16 protein-coding genes and 1 pseudogene are annotated in these 17,162 nt (G+C 60.5%); 9 read left to right on the top strand and 8 right to left on the bottom strand.

From position 1 onward, the window contains the following. Nucleotides 1-18: 18 nt before the first annotated feature. Nucleotides 19-1,575: a diguanylate cyclase gene (locus tag ACP6KB_RS17035; protein WP_442108377.1), complete on the bottom strand. Its 1,557-nt coding sequence runs from the start codon at nt 1,573-1,575 to the stop codon at nt 19-21. A gap of 218 nt (nt 1,576-1,793) precedes the next feature. Here ACP6KB_RS17035 and ACP6KB_RS17040 point away from each other — a divergent pair. The 6 genes and pseudogenes from ACP6KB_RS17040 (at nt 1,794) to ACP6KB_RS17065 (ending at nt 8,472) form a co-directional block, all read left to right on the top strand. Further along, nucleotides 1,794-2,929 (top strand): IS3 family transposase gene (locus tag ACP6KB_RS17040; RefSeq protein ID WP_442108379.1). Its coding sequence is split into 2 segments (ribosomal slippage): nt 1,794-2,067 and nt 2,067-2,929, totalling 1,137 coding nucleotides; the frame shifts between segments, so codons are not numbered across the junction. 138 nt (nt 2,930-3,067) lie between these two features. Further along, nucleotides 3,068-3,223, top strand: a pseudogene (locus tag ACP6KB_RS17045) (SDR family oxidoreductase); the annotation flags it as partial. A 75-nt stretch (nt 3,224-3,298) separates the two neighbouring features. Next, complete coding sequence (locus ACP6KB_RS17050; protein ID WP_442108381.1) at nt 3,299-4,201, top strand: LysR family transcriptional regulator; 903 nt, start codon at nt 3,299-3,301, stop codon at nt 4,199-4,201. Between the two features lie 169 nt (nt 4,202-4,370). After that, nucleotides 4,371-5,591, top strand: a complete 1,221-nt coding sequence (locus ACP6KB_RS17055; RefSeq protein WP_442108383.1) for a Rid family hydrolase — start codon at nt 4,371-4,373, stop codon at nt 5,589-5,591. Further along, nucleotides 5,588-6,724: a M20 family metallopeptidase gene (locus tag ACP6KB_RS17060; protein WP_442108385.1), complete on the top strand. Its 1,137-nt coding sequence runs from the start codon at nt 5,588-5,590 to the stop codon at nt 6,722-6,724. The genes ACP6KB_RS17055 and ACP6KB_RS17060 overlap by 4 nt, the downstream gene beginning before the upstream one ends. A 101-nt stretch (nt 6,725-6,825) precedes the next feature. Next, nucleotides 6,826-8,472: a BCCT family transporter gene (locus ACP6KB_RS17065; RefSeq protein WP_442108387.1), complete on the top strand. Its 1,647-nt coding sequence runs from the start codon at nt 6,826-6,828 to the stop codon at nt 8,470-8,472. A 24-nt stretch (nt 8,473-8,496) separates the two neighbouring features. Here ACP6KB_RS17065 and ACP6KB_RS17070 read toward each other — a convergent pair whose 3' ends face one another. From ACP6KB_RS17070 to ACP6KB_RS17095, 6 genes are all read right to left on the bottom strand, one after another. Then, the gene (locus tag ACP6KB_RS17070) at nt 8,497-9,303 is read right to left on the bottom strand and encodes a hypothetical protein (RefSeq protein ID WP_442108389.1); all 807 of its coding nucleotides are present in this window, start codon (nt 9,301-9,303) and stop codon (nt 8,497-8,499) included. 116 nt (nt 9,304-9,419) lie between these two features. Continuing rightward, nucleotides 9,420-9,803: a hypothetical protein gene (locus ACP6KB_RS17075; RefSeq protein ID WP_442108391.1), complete on the bottom strand. Its 384-nt coding sequence runs from the start codon at nt 9,801-9,803 to the stop codon at nt 9,420-9,422. Between the two features lie 32 nt (nt 9,804-9,835). Continuing rightward, complete coding sequence (locus tag ACP6KB_RS17080; protein WP_442108393.1) at nt 9,836-10,123, bottom strand: hypothetical protein; 288 nt, start codon at nt 10,121-10,123, stop codon at nt 9,836-9,838. Nucleotides 10,124-10,217: 94 nt separating this feature from the next. Continuing rightward, a complete protein-coding gene (locus ACP6KB_RS17085; protein WP_442108395.1) occupies nt 10,218-10,805 on the bottom strand; it encodes a TetR/AcrR family transcriptional regulator in 588 nt (195 codons plus the stop codon). A 61-nt stretch (nt 10,806-10,866) separates the two neighbouring features. Beyond that, nucleotides 10,867-11,487 (bottom strand): class I SAM-dependent methyltransferase, encoded by a 621-nt coding sequence (locus tag ACP6KB_RS17090; RefSeq protein WP_442108397.1) that lies wholly within the window; start codon nt 11,485-11,487, stop codon nt 10,867-10,869. Between the two features lie 102 nt (nt 11,488-11,589). Continuing rightward, entirely contained in the window at nt 11,590-11,757 is a 168-nt protein-coding gene (locus ACP6KB_RS17095) for a hypothetical protein (protein WP_442108399.1), read from the bottom strand. A 278-nt stretch (nt 11,758-12,035) separates the two neighbouring features. On the opposite strand from ACP6KB_RS17095, the gene ACP6KB_RS17100 reads away from it, so the two are divergent. Genes ACP6KB_RS17100 through ACP6KB_RS17110 form a run of 3 tightly spaced genes read left to right on the top strand, consistent with a single transcriptional unit; the run spans nt 12,036 to nt 15,812 of the window. Next, a complete protein-coding gene (locus tag ACP6KB_RS17100; RefSeq protein WP_442108401.1) occupies nt 12,036-13,427 on the top strand; it encodes an FAD-binding oxidoreductase in 1,392 nt (463 codons plus the stop codon). A gap of 51 nt (nt 13,428-13,478) precedes the next feature. Beyond that, nucleotides 13,479-14,417 (top strand): LysR family transcriptional regulator, encoded by a 939-nt coding sequence (locus tag ACP6KB_RS17105; protein WP_442108403.1) that lies wholly within the window; start codon nt 13,479-13,481, stop codon nt 14,415-14,417. 54 nt (nt 14,418-14,471) lie between these two features. After that, complete coding sequence (locus tag ACP6KB_RS17110) at nt 14,472-15,812, top strand: MFS transporter (RefSeq protein WP_442108405.1); 1,341 nt, start codon at nt 14,472-14,474, stop codon at nt 15,810-15,812. A gap of 225 nt (nt 15,813-16,037) precedes the next feature. Here the strand turns inward: ACP6KB_RS17110 and ACP6KB_RS17115 are convergent, their stop codons facing one another. Beyond that, nucleotides 16,038-17,153 (bottom strand): polyamine ABC transporter substrate-binding protein, encoded by a 1,116-nt coding sequence (locus ACP6KB_RS17115; RefSeq protein WP_442108407.1) that lies wholly within the window; start codon nt 17,151-17,153, stop codon nt 16,038-16,040. Between the last annotated feature and the right edge of the window lie 9 nt (nt 17,154-17,162).

A 17,162-nucleotide genomic window follows, 5' to 3' on the forward strand; every position in this document is an offset into this window, starting at 1 on the left:
AGCCCGCTCCTACCATGGCTATGAGACAACCCGATTGCGTCCCTCCTCCTTGGCTCGGTAGAGGCGCTCGTCAGCCAGCCTCAGAACCGCTTCTTGGGAGGGTGACGCTGCGGACCTGCAAGCCACCCCGATCGAAAGCGTCAGTTTGCCCACACCCGGAACCTCGCTGGCAGCGATGCTTTCCCGAATCCGCTCAGCAATGGCGATGGCGACTTCCAGGGTGGTGTCAGGCAAGACCACCGTGAATTCCTCTCCGCCAGCACGGCCTACCAGATCACCGGTTCTGGAGTTGCGATTGAGCTCTTGCGCGATGAATTTGAGTGCAACGTCGCCTGCGTCATGGCCGAAAGTGTCGTTGATACGCTTGAAGTGATCGATGTCCAGCGAAAGTACCGAATAGTGTTGTTCTGCCTGATCAAGCAAGTCGAGCAAGGCATTCATCGCCCTGCGGTTGGCCAGTCCCGTCAGGGCATCGGTCTGCGCCTCCTGGGTAAGCCGGCCAAGCTTTTGCTGCAACAACTGCACGCCGGTCAACATCGCCTGGCGTATTGCCGAAGCTTCGCGGTACCAGGCATTCACCCGTTGCAGATGGGTGGTGGTTTCCATCGCCGCCAACTGCAGGGCAATCGCCGAAAGCTGGCGCAAAGGCCGTGTGATCAACGCGGTGGCCGCGAAGATAAAACCAAGGCCAACGATGCCTGTCGGAATCATTCCTTGCAGCACCTCTTTGAGCAATTGCCGCAGCGAAGACAACGCACGTTCGGCGGGAAGTTGCACCACCACCGTCCACCCCGCCAATGGAACCGGCGCGTAACCGGTCAGCATCGAAATGCCTGTATGGGTAGTGACTTGCATCGAGCCAATATTCCCTTGCGAAGCCGCAGCTACGGCCTCATGCCCGTCCAGCGCCTCACCAATGCGCTTGGGGTCTGGGTGATACAACAGACGTCGATTGCCATCGGCCACCATCGCCAGCGTACCCTCCTGATGAAAGTGGTTGCTGATGACACTGTGCAACGCGCTTTGCCTGAGCAAATAGACTGAGCCACCGATTGCCCCGAGGAACTGCCCGGATGCGTTGAATATCGGTTGAGAAATGGCCACGACCAGGTTGCCTGAGACGGACAGGTAGGCAGCACTGATCAACGGGCGCCGTTGCGCAAGGACGAGCGCAAGCCCATCGGGGCGAACAGTAGCGCCGACAATCTGCAGGGTATCCGGATAGGCCTGCAGCACTTTGCCCTTGTCATCGACAATCACGATGGAATTGAAGTCTGCATCCTGGGCTTGTAAGCGCATGGCTTCAGTGCGAAGCGCAGCAGGGTTATTCCAATCAGCCGACAAGGCGCCAGCGCTGTACTTGAGACGGCTTTGCGCTGCCGTCAGGAAATCACCGATGCTGGACGCCACTTTGGCGGCATAGGCGCTGTTGGCGTCTAATGCCGAGTGAGTCAACGCATCGCGCTGGATTCGATACGCGACGATCAGCCCATTGGCCAGCGTCGCCAGGACAGACACTACAACGACGAAGAAAATCAGCCCGCGCAGGTCAATGGGCAACAGCCTGTTTCGCATGCTGCGTCCTCTTTGCTGGGAGGAGCGTCAAAACTGGTTTTACCTTTCGAACTCAGAGCATAGTTGCAATTGCCAGTAGGGGCGGCGGTGGGAGCGGGCTTGCCCCGCGATGCGATGTGCCTGCTAAACCTCAATCGCGGGGCAAGCTGAACTGGCCTAATGATCCTGGACACCTCAATCGGGCGCTATGATGGCGCCCAAACCTGAGGTGTTTGGATATGCGTAATTCTTACTCGAGTGACTTCAAGCTACAGGCGGCCAGCATGGTGCTGGACGAAGGCCAATCAGTTCCACAGGTCTGTGCCAGTTTAGGCATTGGCCCTACAGCGTTGCGTCGTTGGGTCGATCAACTGCGCCAGGAGCGTCAAGGCTTAACCCCTGTGGGTGCCAAGGCAATAACGGCAGACCAGCAGGAAATCCAACGGCTCAAAGCCCTGCTCAAGCAGAAAGACCGGGATATCGAAATCCTAAAAAAGGCCAGCGCTCTCCTGCTTTTGGACGCCAAAGATCACTCGCGTTGATCGATGAGCTGGGTGAGCAATACGGCGTTAATGAGTGTTGTCGGGTGCTTGGGGTCAGCCGCAGCAGTTTCTACTGCTGGCGCCAGCGTAAGGACCGGCGTTACCCCGGACGGGAAAAACTCAAGGCCCAGTTGATCAGACATCATCGTGAGTCGAGAGGGGCGGCAGGTTCGCGCACCTTGGCCAAGATGCTGCAAGCCAGTGGACACCCAGTCGGCCGCTTCAAGGCGCGCCGCCTGATGCAAGAAGCTGGGATCAGCAGCCGTCAACGCAGACGCCACAAATACAAATCTTCAGGCGTTGAAGCCCTGACCGCACCGCACGAGCTCAAACGGCAATTCGATGTGCGGGCGACAAATGAGGTCTGGTGCGGAGATGTAACGTACATCAAGGCTGGTAAGCGCTGGCTGTACTTCGCGGCTGTCTTGGACTTGTTTGCACGGCGGATTGTCGGCTGGTCGTTCTCGATGATCTCGGATGCTGAACTGACCTGCGCGGCCTTACGCATGGCAACCGAGCTGCGCGGACGCCCCAAGGGTGTGCTATTTCACTCTGACCAAGGCTGTCAGTACACCAGCCACAAGTTCAGAAATGAGCTGCGCGAGCATGGGCACCGGCAGAGCATGAGCCGTAAAGGCGAGTGCTGGGACAACGCCCCGATGGAGCGGTTTTTTGGAAGCCTGAAATCTGAGTGGGTACCCGAAGATGGCTACGACTCGGAGCATGAGGCCCGAATGGATGTGCAGCGCTTTATCACCCGCTACAACACCACTAGGCCTCACAGCTACAACGGATACCGGTCGCCGGTCGAGGCAGAGAAGCTGGCGGCGTAAACCTTAACGGGTGTCCAGGATTACTTGACCAGTTCAAGCCCGCTCCCACCGCCTACCCATTTCAAGGCCAAGGAGGATCATTTATGGACAACAAACAGCACGCCAAAACCGCACTCATCACCGGAGCTGCGCAAGGCACGAAGGTTCGGCATGCCTGAAGAAGTGGCGGCCATCGCCCTGTTACTCGCTTCGGATGACGCCACCTACATCACCGGCAGTGAGTTCAACATTGACGGTGGCCTGTTGGCAGGTTCGGCTGCAACGCCCGCGATAATGGATGACGACGCACGCTAGTTCAGCAGCTGCCGATTGACATTTGCCCTGACTTGCAACCTTGATGTGGCTTTTCCGCAACCGGGAACGACGTTGATGCGCATACAGGATGCCGATCTGAAGTCACTACGGATCTTCGAAACGGTGGTGCAGTGTGGCGGCTTTTCGGCAGCGCAATCGGCGCTCAACACCAGTGTTTCGGTGATCAGCGAGCAAATGAGCCTGCTGGAAACCCGCCTCGGCGTCCGCTTGTGCGACCGCGGTCGCTCGGGGTTTCGCCTGACTGACGAGGGCGCGGTGCTGTATGAAGCGGCGCAACGCATGCTGGCAGCGGTCGAGACCTTTTCGATGGAGGCCGCCACCCTCCGCCAGCAGTTGAGCGGTGTGTTGCGCGTCGGGGTGATCGACGCCACCCTGACCGACACCGCCAGCCCGCTGACCCAGGCCATTCGCCGCTTCGGCGAGATGGCGCCGCAGGTGCATCTGCAGATCCATATCGATACCCCCAGCGCTCTCGAACAACGGGTGATGGATGGCCGCTTGCACCTGGCGGTCGGCCCGTTTCCTTCGCGCCTGCCAGGGCTGGAATACACCGCGCTGTACAAGGAAACCCACGGTCTGTTCTGCTCGCGCAGCAATCCGTTGTTCGACCAGGATGACGCCAGTATCACGCCACAGTTGCTGAGCCAGGCCAGGGTCGCGGCGCGCACCTTTCTCGGCCGCTTCGACCTCGACCAACTGCAGGCCGAACGCGCGGCGGGCAGCGTGGATAACGTGGAAGCGCGGGCGATGATGATTGTCTCCGGGCAGTACATTGGCTTTTTGCCGCTGCACTATGCCCAGCCCTGGGTCGACAAGGCTGAGCTGCGCAGGCTGTGCCCGGAGCAATACGCCCCGCAGCTGTGTTTCAACATCATCCGCCATCGCAGCGTCAGCCCACCGCGCACCGTCGTGGCCTTCCACCAGCAAGTGCTCGATTGCACTACGCCGCAGGATTGAGCGCACTAGGCGTATTTGCTTCGTGAATCGCCGAAGTCAACTTCATGAACCGGCTATTCTTCCGAAGTATCGGCTTCTCTAGAGTCAGGGGCGAGACAACCAAGCCAACCTGATGAGTGCCCCACTGGCCCAGCAACTTTGGCCCAGGCCGGGCAACGGGAGCAACGCCATGTCCGACCTCAGCACCGCAGTGCCCCTTTCCGCGCTTTTGCCCCTGCAACCCTACCGTTATCGACGTTTCGGCCAACAACTGTTCGTCGGCGGTGTACTGCCGCTCGACGCGGCCGGCACGCTGATCGGCGCGGGCGATATCGAAGCCCAGACCCACGCGGTATTCCGCAACTTGAAAGCCGCGCTGGAGGCGGCAGGCCTGCGCATGGCCGATTTGGTGCGCCTCAATACCTATTACGTCTACGAAGGCGAAGAAGCCGATGCCACGGTGTACTGGGAGAAGATGACCCGGGTGCGCCTGCAGTACTTCCCCGACCCCGGCCCCGCCGCCACCGCGGTTCGCGTTCAGGGCATGGGCTGCAGCGGCGCGCTGATCCAGCTGGAAGCCGAAGCGCTGGCCGTGCCGGTTGCCCAGCGGCAACGGATCATGCCGGTGAAAAGCTGGGACTGGAGCATTCCGGTGCCGTTGTCGCAGGGCTGGCGCTCTGGCAGTCAGGTCTGGGTCGGCGGCCAGGTCTCCGCCGACCGCGCTGGCAAGGCGATCAGCCTGGGCGACCTGCGCGGGCAGACCGCGAATGTGCTGGAGCATATACGCCATGTATTGCTCGACGCCGGGGCGACGTTCAGCGACCTGACCCAGCTGAAGATCTGCTACCTGCACGAGGGTGACGACGAGGCCGCCGAAGCGCGCCTGCAAGACATCCTCAGCGTGGTGCGCACGACCTGCGGCGAACCGCTGCCAGCGGTCACCGCCTTTGGCGTCAACCTACTCTATGAAGGCTTGCTGCTGGAGATCGATGCCACCGCCCAGGTCGGCATCGCCCAGCAAACAGCGCAGGCCGACACCGGCAATCGTAACTGGACGGCCGGGGTGCAGGCACAACGCGCCGGGTCGAGTATTCAGGTGGCCGGCCAGAGTGCAGACACCACCGCTTTGGAACCGGCCTGTCAGCAGGTGCTGCAGCGTGTTGCCGAGCAACTGCGCAATGTCGGCAGCGGCCCACACGCCCTCGCCCACCTGCATGTACTGGTCGCCGCCAGCGAGGCCGATCACGACCCAGACCAGGCCATGAGGCTGTTTACCCATGCACTGCAACAGCTGTGCGGTGACAGCTTGCCGCCCTTCTCCATGGTCAGGCTCAACGGTTTGCCGGGCGGCGCCTCACTGCAGGTGGATGCGGTTGCCATCGATCTCAGCGGGGATGCGAGGTCGCTATGAAGCCATTCGAGGATGCAATCGATCTGACCCGCAGGCTGTTGCGCTTCGACACCACCAACCCGCCGGGCAATGAGCAGCCTTGCGCCGAGTTCCTCGCCGGGTTGCTGGCGCAAGCAGGGTTCACCACCACCCTGCACCAGCTGTCTCCCGGCCGCGCCAGTCTGGTGGCCTATCTGGGCAACGGCCAGGGACGGCCGCTGTGTTTCACCGGGCATCTGGATACCGTGCCGCTGGGCAAGGCGCCGTGGTCGCACGACCCGTTTGCCGGTGAAATCCACGATGGCCGCCTGTACGGCCGTGGCAGCAGCGACATGAAAGCCGGGATCGCGGCCTTCATCACCGCGGCGCTGCAGGAGCGTAGCCTGATCGCTGACGGGCCTGGTGTGGTGTTGGTGCTCACCGCCAGCGAAGAAACCGGCTGCCAGGGCGCGGCGGCTCTGCTGCGCGATGGTGTCGATCAGCATCGCGCCGGGGCGATCATCGTCGGTGAGATGACTGCAAACTACCCGCTGATCGGTCATAAGGGCGCGCTCTGGCTCAAGCTCGGCGCCCGCGGCAAAAGCGCCCACGGCTCAATGCCCGAACGCGGCGACAACGCGTTGTACAAGGCAGCGCGCGCCCTGACCACCCTCGAGCACTATCAGGTGCCCGCGCCGCGCCATCCGGTACTGGGCAACACCAGTATCAGTGCCGGCACCTTGCACGCCGGCAGCAGCATCAACGTCGTGCCAGACTTGGCCGAGCTGTGCGTCGATATCCGCAGCCTGCCCGGCATGTCGCACGACGATACCCGCGACACCTTGCTGGCAGCGCTGCAGCCCGATATTTGCGAAGCCCAGGCGGTGCTCGACCTGCCGGCGGTGTACACCGACAGCAGCGACCCCTGGATAGCAGCGGTTTACCGCATCACCGAAGAAGAAACTGGCATACGCCCCGAACCGCGAGGCGCCAGCTACTTCACCGATGCCTGCGCGCTGCAACACGCGCACCCGGGGGTGCCGATCGTGATCCTTGGCCCCGGCACACCGGAGATGGCACACCAGACGGACGAGTACTGCGAAATCGCCCGCATCGACGAAGCCCTGCGCCTGTATCGGCGACTGATCCGTGATTGGAGCAGCCACCTCAACTGACCTTACCTGCAAGCACTTCTATAGCGGTTCCGGGTGGCCGCCCTGCACCCGGGACAAGGCAAACAACAAAACCAATACAGCCAGTAATAGAAAGGTATCCCATGAAAATTTCCACTCAAGCGAGTCCGGCCACGCCGGATGCCCACGTTCGGACAAGCAAGGACACGCTGCTGATTGTCGTCAGCGTGGTGTCGATCTTCCTCACGGTGTTTGCTCTGGCGGCCTTCCCAGCGCGCTCAGAGCAAGTGGCCAGCCAGTTGTTCCAGCGTGCCACCGATCTGCTGGTGGCCCCGGTGCTAGTGATTTTCCTCGCCTTTGTCGTCGGTTCGTTGTTCATCATTTTCAGCAAGTACGGCAACATTCGCCTGGGTGAAGGCAAACCGCAATTCAAGACACTGCCGTGGATTTTCATGTTCATCTGCGCCGGGCTGAGTTCAGCGACCCTGTACTGGGGCCTGGTGGAATGGGCCTATTACTACAACACCCCCGGGCTCAACATTGCCGCACGCAGCCCTGAGGCACTGGACATGAGCATCGCCTATGCCTTCTTCCACTGGGGCTTCGGCACCTGGGCCTGTTACGCCGTCGGTGGCATGGCCATGGCCTACTACTACCACGTGCGCAAACACAGCACATTGAGTCTGGCCGGGATCATCGAAGCGGTGACTGGCATCAAGGCCAGCGGCCCGCTCGGGCGTCTGATCGACATCATCTTCCTGATCGGTACCTTCGGCGGGCTGACCGTCACCATGGTGGTGACCACCCAGACTTTCTCCAACGCCCTGTCCAACCTGACCGGCCTGCCCAACACCTTCGCCATGCAGGCGGGCATCGTGCTGCTGATCACCAGCATTTTCTCCTTGAGTTCCTACATCGGCCTGGAGGGTGGCATGCAACGCCTGGCCAGCATGGTCTGCTGGGGCGCGCTGTTCTGCGCGCTGGCGGTGCTGGTGGTGGGGCCAACCGGGTTCATCGTCAAGAACACGGTCAACGGCGTTGGCCTGATGTTCTCCAACTTCCTGCACATGAGCCTGTTCACCGACCCGGCCGGGGATGGCGAGTTCACCCGCAACTGGACGGTGTTCTACTGGTTCTGGGCGATTTCCTACACCCCGGCGGTGTCGATCTTCGTCGCCCGCGTGTCCCGTGGCCGCACCTTGAAAGAAGTCTCTGCCGCACTGTTGCTCGGTGGCAGCGTCAGTTGCTGGGCGATCTTCGGCAGCCTCAGTGGCTATGGCATCGACCAACTGCTCAAAGGCACCCTCGACGTACCTGCCGTAGTCGCCAGCCAGGGTGGCGAAGTGGCGATTACCCAGCTGTTGAACGGCTTTCCGCTGTCAGCGCTGGCTACGGCGTTCTACCTGTTCGTGATGGTCATCTTCCTCGCCTCTCACGTCGATGCCTCGGCCTACACCGTTGCTGCTGCCACCACCCGCAACCTGCCTGATGGGCGTGATCCATCGCCGTTCCTGCGCTTGTTCTGGTGCGTGATGCTGGCCCTGGTGCCGCTGACCATGATCGCCAACCACCTGTCGCTGAAGACGGTGAAAACCTCGGTCATCCTCACCTCGATTCCGTTTTTCTTCCTGCTGGTGGTGATGGCCTGTGGCTTCGTTCGCTGGCTGCATCAGGACTACCGTCACCGCAGCGCGCACGACATCGAGGCCGAGTCCCGGCGCACTGAAACCGCAGGCCTGCCGGAGCCAACGGCGGCACCGGCACAGTGGAAGGATGAAGTGGTTGCCTGACAGCCGCTGGACGTTGCGCTCAGGCTAGGCGCGCGCGTTGAACAAAACGCGGATCGTGTCCTGGATTTTGAAAATATCAGAGACGCTGTGCAGCCCCACCGGTGGCGCCAGATGGCTGCTATCAGGTGGGGAGGTAATGCACGCAGCGACGAGCGTGATCTGGTTGGCGGGATCAGGCTGAAACTTGATGCCGCTGACCGAGTGAAGGCTTCGACGCTGCGTGCCATTGTTATACGTCTGCCCTTGGGCTGGCAGCTGCTCAAGCGCTTCCAGCGTCGGCACATGGTCGAAGGTTCCCGCATAAAACTCAATAATCGGGCTCTCATTGATGCGCGCCAGCCGGTGCACGTAGGCAGCGTGGAAACGGCCATCAAGCTCAATGGCAATCACGTCACGCGCACGGTAGAAGGTGGTGTCGTCAGGTAAGGAAGGCTTGCGGGCAAGCGCGGCGGGAGGCGATTGCAGGTCGGAAATGAATTCGTCCGAACGGCGATAAAAGCTGTCGTCCAGCGCGACTGCGCGATTCAGTTCATTGAAGGCCGCCAACGCCTGCGTGGTGATGGCGTGATCCGCAAGACCGTATTTGTGCAGCAGCGTTGCCAGTGCAAGCCAGGCCTTGTGCCGGTACAGCGGCGCTACCTGTTGTTCATCTGCCTGAAACACCGAATTCCAGCGTGCCAATAGAGGTGGCAGCACAGCGTCGATTCGGGAAGCCTGCTCACTGTGTTTCTCCATTGCCATCGCCAACCAGACCAGTCGCGCAATATCCTCGTCCAGTGTCTGTACAAGATGTTTGGCGGCCAGTTTGTCCAGTAACTGCACATGCTTCACTCGTGTTTCTCCCTGTAGTGAGTGGATGACGCGAACCGCTGAGCAGACGTTGCTCCAAGCCCTGTGCGTGAAAAAGCCTCCAGCGCATCAAGGGCCGCAACCTGCCAGCAACAACGCTATATAAAAGAGACTTCTGCCGGGCCAACCTTGACCACTTTGTCGACTTTGATGCTCACGCCGATACCATGTTCTGCATCGCCATCCCAGCGGAACAACAGACCAAACGTTTGTGTCTGGTCATGGGATACATAGATCTTCATGAGGCTGAAGCTGCAGTCATCAGCGTTGTATTGGCTTCGCACATAACCCGCCGCCGCCTCAAACACCGCCCGGCGCACACCCCATTGATGATCAACAAGGTAGCTCACATCACCTTTGAATTTTTCTTCCAGTGCATAGCATTCAAGGTTGATGACCTGGACGGGTTCAGGTCCAAACGACTCCAACAGGATGTCGCAGCACATCCCTTCATCATCTTCATAAAACCCAATGGTGCTCATGGCCTTGTAAATCCTTGCCCTTTGGTTACTTCCTACTCTTTCACTTGGCAAACCCCATTGGCTTTGTTCTTGCCGGTATACGAAACATCGGGGGTACCGTCAGGCATGATCGTCAGCGAGATGGTCACCCCTTCCGATCGGGCTTCGAAGGCGTTGTCGTTGAATTTTTTCAACTTGCCTTCTTTGCCATTGATATAGATCGGCCCGCCCTGGTCAGCGTGGACCTCGATGTTTCCGGGGCAGGTTGCGTTGAGCAGCGGTATGCCCGCTTGAGCAGCACCAGAAGCTGCCAGCAAAGCGACAAGCAGTAGTCGTTTCATTTCATGCTCCTTGAGCGGTTTGGCTGAGAAACAAGCAATAGTCCAATCTGGCCCAGCCCGCCAGGGACTGGTCAGCGCCCTTGCTCTGGCAGGGTTATTGCCGAACCAATAGCCCACGTAGCAGCAATTCCAGCGCGGCAACACTTTGCGCCAGCCTCGCACTGCCGTCTTCGCCCTCGGCGATCCAGAACGCTGCTTCGGCCAGGCTGCCGTAAATCAGCGAGGCCAGCGCCTGCGGGTCAGCCTTGGCCACCACACCTTGTTCGATAAGGCTTTCGATCAGGAGTTGCATCGACTCGACGCAATGACGTTGCGCGTCCGGCGAGGCGCCGCCCAGCACCGCCCTCGCATCGCGCAGCACGATACGCTGGATTTCCGGCTCCAGCGCCATCTGCAGATAAGCGCGGCAACGGCTGTGAAAGCCTTCCCAGGCGTTTTGCGCCGTGTCGGAAATGGCTTGCAGGCGTTGATCCATTTCAGCGTCGATCTGCTCCACCACGGCCGCCAGCAAGCCCTTTTTGTCACCGAAGTGGTGATAGAGCGCGCCACGGGTCAGACCTGCCTGCTCGGTGAGGTCGTCCATTGAGGTTGCCATGTAGCCATGTTCGCTGAAGACCTTGCGGGCAGTGCTCAGCAATGTGGCTCTGGTTTCTTCCATTTCGGCGCGGGTGCGGCGAACCATACGTCCTCTCCTTACTTACAACGGGCATGATCTTTTACAAACATCCGCATCTTCATGCGCGTTAATTCGATGCCAACTTCTGAGCAATAAAATCGAAGCGATGCCAATGCTTGGTACCCCGCAAACTGGACCCGTCATATTCATGGACCTCAAAGGTCTGCACACCAAGCCCGCGAAAGAGCGCACGTGCCTGTGATTCAGAATGGAACGTTCTGCTCGGGTCTGACGCCCACCCATCCCTGTCACCGAAGAGTTGCCCGACGAAAACCCCGCCCGGCAACAATGCAGAGGTCACCACTGACCAGAACTGTGCAAAGTGATCCGGATGGCAGAAGGGCAAGGCCATACCGGCGTGGATCAGCGACGACGGCGGCAGCGTTTCCAGCGTCTCGAAGCGTTGCAGCGCGGTCTGCAGCCTTGCACCCGGATGCTCTGCGCCGATCGCCTGTACCCATTCGATTGCAGCCGGCTCCTGGTCCAGCGCCAGCACCTGCCAGCCCGCCTGAAGCAACGCGCGCGTTTCATTGCCAGCACCACAGCCCAGGTCCACTGCTTGCCCAGGTCCTGTTTGCGGGCCGAGCACATCGAGTGCTGCGCACAGCAGCGCTGAAGCAGGACGATCCTGATGGTGCTGGTAATAGGCTTTCCACCGGGCTTCCCGGTTTGGCTCGTTGCCTTGCATATCGCTCACTTTCCCTGTGATCAGCATCTGCCCAAACACTCTCTTATGCTGACAGAGCGCCGATTACATGTCTTCTGAACAAGCAAACGCGGTGGCTGCTACTCACCGCGACTGCTGCGTCTTCTTCTGGTTTCTGATTCTGATGATCGTGAAGACGATGTTCGGCAGCATCATGATGATCAGCATCCCCGAAAAGCCCACATGGCCTGCGCGGTGAAGAAAGGCGCCCAGCGCAATGAAGGCCACTGTCAGCAAAAACTGCAGCGACAAGAATTTTTCCAGACCCCTCACCCTAACTCCTTAGACTCATTCAGAAATTTCAGACAATTCTACAGCCTGCTACGCAGCGTGGAGAGCATCCTCAGGAAACCGAATGTGTTTCGGATAAAGAGCTGGCCGAGCTGACCCGCCACAAGGCCATCTCTTGAACAGATGGCTCCATCTGAAATCAGCACTACGGGTGTTGGCCAAAGCCTGCCTAACATGCACCACAACTCCCTACAAATGCCGCCCACCTTACGCGGCGAACAAGAACCGGAGACTGCCCGATGCCCCTTCCCCACTCCCTGTGTGATGACCTGCGCTTGTTGCTCGGTGACCGGTTCTCCACCTCCGCCAGCGTGCGCGAGCACCATGGCAGCGATATTTCCGCCCTCGACCCACTTCCGCCAGATGCCGTTGCTTACGCCAACAGCCTCGACGAAATCGTCAGCATCAGCACTACCTGCTACCGTCACGATGTGCCGATGATCGCCTATGGCAGCGGCACCTCCCTGGAAGGCTGGTTGCAGGCCACACACGGCGGCGTGAGCATTGACGTCTCAGGCATGAACCAGATTGTCGAGATTCGCGTCGATGACATGGATGCCACGGTACAACCGGGCGTGACCCGCAAGCAGCTCAACGCCGCCTTGCATGGCACCGGGCTGTTCTTTCCCATCGACCCTGGCGCCGATGCTTCGCTGGGCGGCATGGCCGCAACCCGCGCCTCCGGCACCAACGCTGTGCGCTACGGCACCATGCGTGAAAACGTGCTGGGCATGACTGCAGTGCTGGCCGACGGGCGTGTGATCAATACCGGTGGCCGGGCACGCAAATCGTCTGCCGGCTACGACCTGACCCATTTGCTGGTGGGCTCGGGCGGCACCCTGGCGACCATCGCCGAGCTGACCGTCAAGCTGCACCCGATCCCCGAGGCCATTTCGGCAGCGGTGTGCCGCTTCCCCAGTGTCGATCATGCCGTACGCGCGGTGATCCAGATCATCCAGCTGGGCGTGCCCATCGCCCGTATCGAGCTGCTCGACGCCTTGACCATGCGCGCCCTCAACGCCTACAGCAAAACGCAATTGCGCGAAGTGCCCTCGTTGCTGTTCGAACTGCACGGCTCCGAAGCCGGTGTGAAGGAGCAGCTTGAAACCGTACGCATGGTTGCCGACGAACACCAAGGCCTGGATTTCGAATGGGCGGTACATCCGGAAGACCGTAGCCGCTTGTGGCAAGCGCGCCACGACGGCTATTTCGCCGCCCTGGCCCTGCGTCCCGGTTGCCGTGCCCTGACCACCGACGCCGTGGTGCCGATTTCGCGCCTGGCCGATTGCATTGAAGCCACCGCGGCAGACCTTGCGCAAAACGGCTTGCTGGCACCGATCTTCGGCCATGTCGGCGATGGCAATTTCCACGCGCTGATTCTGGTCGACCCTGATGATCATGCCGAAGTCGAACGCGCTGAAGCAGCCGCTCACCGACTGGCCGAACGCGCGATCGCCATGAACGGCAGTTGCACCGGCGAGCATGGCATCGGCCTGACCAAGCAGCACTTCATGGCGGTTGAACACGGGGAAAACGCGGTGGACACCATGAAGGCGATCAAGGCCGCACTGGACCCCAAACAACTGATGAACCCTGGGAAGATCTTTCCTCGCGGCCCCATCGCAGGCTGACGCGCTGTACCATCAGCGGCCCCGTACGCCCCCGTGATGCAGGAAGCCCACATGGAAATCCGCCAGATCAAGTACTTTGTTGCCGTGATTGATTGCGGCAGCCTGTCCCAAGCCGCGCGCCAGGTGCATGTGGCGCAATCGGCCCTGAGCAAACAGATGTCGGCGCTGGAGGACGAACTGGGGGTGCAGCTGTTTCATCGCAGCCACAATGGTGTGGTCGCCAGCGAAGCCGGCAAGGTGTTCTACGAGTATGCCCAAGGCATGCTCAAACACCTGGTCGATGCCCGGGCCGCCGTCACCAGCAGCCCGGACGCGGTCAGCGGCTCGATTATCGTGGCGTTGCCGCAAAGCGTCGCGACCATCCTCGCCATGCCGTTGATGCGAACGGTGGCGGCGCGCTACCCGCAGGTCGCGTTTCACCTCAATGAAGAGCTGACCGGCAACGTCATGGATCAACTAATCCGTGGCCGCGTGGACCTCGCCCTGTTTACCAGCGCCGACTTGCCCGAACAGGTGCTGTTCAGTGCCTTGATCGAAGAAGACTTCTACCTGATCCACCGCGCCCATGCGCCGGATGCGCCACCTGCCGGTGACGTGTCGCTGCAGCAGGCGCTGGCCCGGCCGCTGGTGTTCCCAAGCCAGGCCCACGGCCACAGCACCCGTACCTTGATTGAACGAGCGGTGGCCCAGCACGGGCTGAGCGTGGGAGAGATCGCCATGGAGGTCAACTCCGTACACATCCTCAAAAGCGCGGTAGAGGCTGGTATCGGTCACACCATCATGCCGTTGAACCTGGCCATGCGCGAAATCGATGACGGGCGCCTGGTGGCGCACCGGATTGCCGCTGAAGGACTGTCGCGCACCCTGGGCATTTGCAGTTGCGCCTCGATGCCTGCCAGCCGCCTTAAAACGCTGATCAGCGAGTTGATCCGCGACGTTGTCCGGGACATGTGCGCGTGCGGTGAATGGCCGGGAGGCCGCGCGCTCTGACCCGTTGTACTGCCATTTCAGGATCGCCCTACAACAACAAAAAAGAGGCTCGAGATGACCACCCTACCCCCACTTGCCCAGAGCATGCCGGACGCCGCCCTGCAGGGCGCCTACCGTAAAACCGCGTGGCGGATCATTCCGCTGCTGATTGTTTGCTACCTGGTGGCCTACCTTGACCGGGTCAACGTCGGCTTTGCCAAACTGCAGATGCTCGATGACCTGAAGTTCAGCGAGGCGGTATACGGCCTGGGCGCCGGTGTGTTCTTTTTCGGCTACCTGCTGTTTGAGATTCCCAGCAACATCGCCCTGCACAAATTTGGCGCCCGCCGCTGGATCGCACGGATCATGATGACCTGGGGGTTGCTGTCGGCGGCGATGATGTTCATCGAAACACCGATGACCTTCTACGTGCTGCGCTTTCTGATCGGTATTGCCGAAGCCGGCTTCTTTCCCGGGATCATCTTCTACCTCACCACCTGGTTTCCCAGCCACCGCCGGGGCGTGATGATTTCACTGTTCATTGCCGCCCTGCCGATTTCGAGCATGCTCGGTTCGCTGATTTCCGGTTTGATCATGCAGCATTTCGACGGTGTTGCAGGCTATGCCGGCTGGCAGTGGCTGTTCGTCATCGAAGGCTTGCCTGCGGTGGTGTTGGGTGCTGCAGTGTTCTACCTGCTACGTGACCGCATTGCCGATGCCCACTGGCTGAGCCCCGAAGAAAAGCGCGGGATGCAGGCGGCGCTGGATCGCGAAGCCATGACCAAGTCTGGCCACCGGCTGCGCGACGGCTTGCTGAACCCGAAAGTGTGGCTGCTGGGTGGGGTGTATTTTTGCCTGGTACTGGGGCAGTACGTCATCAGCTTCTGGATGCCGACCATCATCCGCAACAGCGGCATCGCCGAGCCATGGGCGATTGGCGTACTGACAGCAATCCCCTACTCGGTGGCGGCGGTCAGCATGGTGCTGGTTGGCCGCAGCTCAGACCGGCTTCGCGAGTACCGCTGGCACCTGGCAATCTGCGCCTTCATCGGCGGTGCCGGAGTAGTGTTCGGCACCCTGTTCGGCGGTAGCCTGGTGCTGTCGATGATCGGCCTTACCATCGGTACCGCGGCGATGATCAGCAGCTTGCCGGTGTTCTGGGGCATGCCCACCGCAGTGATTGGCGGCGCGGCGGCGGCAGCGGGCATAGCCTTGATCAACTCGCTGGGCAATGTGGCCGGATTCTTCAGCACCATGGCCGTGGGCTGGCTGACCCAGCTCACCGGAAGCACCCATGCGGCGATGTACTTCATGGCTGCTGCACTGGTGATCGGCGGCCTGCTGGGCCTAAACGTATCGCGCACGCAACCCGTGAACGACCCGGTGGGAGCGGGCTTGCCCCGCGATGCGATGTAAAACAAGGATCTTCACCACAGTACACACCGCAAGCGATTCGTGCATCGCCAAACGAAGACAATTGGCCAACTCACTGAGGTGGGGCAGTCGTGCGATTGGTTGTTCGCGGTGTGGACTGATCCATTGTTTGTTTTGGTAGTGTTGGCCATCGCGGGGCAAGCCCGCTCCTACCGGAAGGGATTGGGCAGTAGGAGCGGGCTTGCCCCGCGATAGCGCCGCCCGCCCTCACTTGCCATTACGCAGCCCCATCCATAGTCGAGTGATAAGCCGCTCGACAGCCGGCGGCATCGGCTGCTGCAAGAACAAACCGCCCTGCTCCCGGGTAGGCATCAGCAAGCCTTTCTGCGCAATCACCTTCGGATCAGCATACTTCAAAGAGTCCGCATTGGCATTCGGATAGCCAATCTGCGCAGATACACTGGCAATAACACTGGGCTCCAGGATGTAATTGATGAACGCTTCTGCCTCGGTCTTGTTCTTTGCCCCCTGCGCAATCGCCATATTGTCTGCCCACATGAGCGCGCCTTCGCGGGGTGAAGCCAACGTTATCTGCACGCCGTTATGCGCAGCCTCTGCAGTCGCCTTGGCTAACATCAGCCCTCCTGAATACCCGACAGCCACGCAGATATCGCCGGAAGCGAGGTCGGTCATAAAGCGCGAAGAGTGAAAATACTTGATGTTCGGGCGCAACTGCTTCAACAGCTGTTGCGCCTTCTGGTAGTCATCCGCAGTGGTGCTGGCGGGGTTCAGCCCCAGGTAGTTGAGGGCCAGCGCGTAGACCTCGGCCCCCGAGTCGGGAAACGCCACGCCGCAGGCGCTGAGACGAGACATGTTCTCTGGTTTGAAAATCGCATCCCAGGACTCGGTCGCGGAAAAATCATGCCCCAGTACCTTCTTCACCGCTTCGACGTTGTAGCCGAACGTGGTGGTGCCCCAGAGATAGGGGACGGCATACCTATTACCGGGGTCCATGCGCGCCAGCTCCGCCATAAATGCCGGATCCAGGTGCGACCAATTCGGTAGCCTGGCCTTGTCGAGCGGCTCCAGGGCTCCGGCCTGAATCAGCTTGGGCAACTGGTTGTGCGAAGGGAAGACGATATCGTAGCCCGAGTTGCCCACCAGCAGCTTGGCCTCAAGCACCTCGCCAGTGTCGTACACGTCATAGGTGACCTTGATCCCGGTGCGACGCTGAAAATCCTCCAGCACCGACTGCGGCAAGTATTCGACCCAGTTGTACACCCGCAATTCTCGGGTACCACCAGCAGCAAGACAGTGACTGCCGAACGACGCCCACAGCAACAGCGAGCACAGTAGCGCGCCTGCCCGGCGAGCAGGCAGCATCCGCGCGGA

This window comes from Pseudomonas sp. NUPR-001 (assembly GCF_052147955.1).
In the GTDB taxonomy this organism is placed as follows: domain Bacteria; phylum Pseudomonadota; class Gammaproteobacteria; order Pseudomonadales; family Pseudomonadaceae; genus Aquipseudomonas.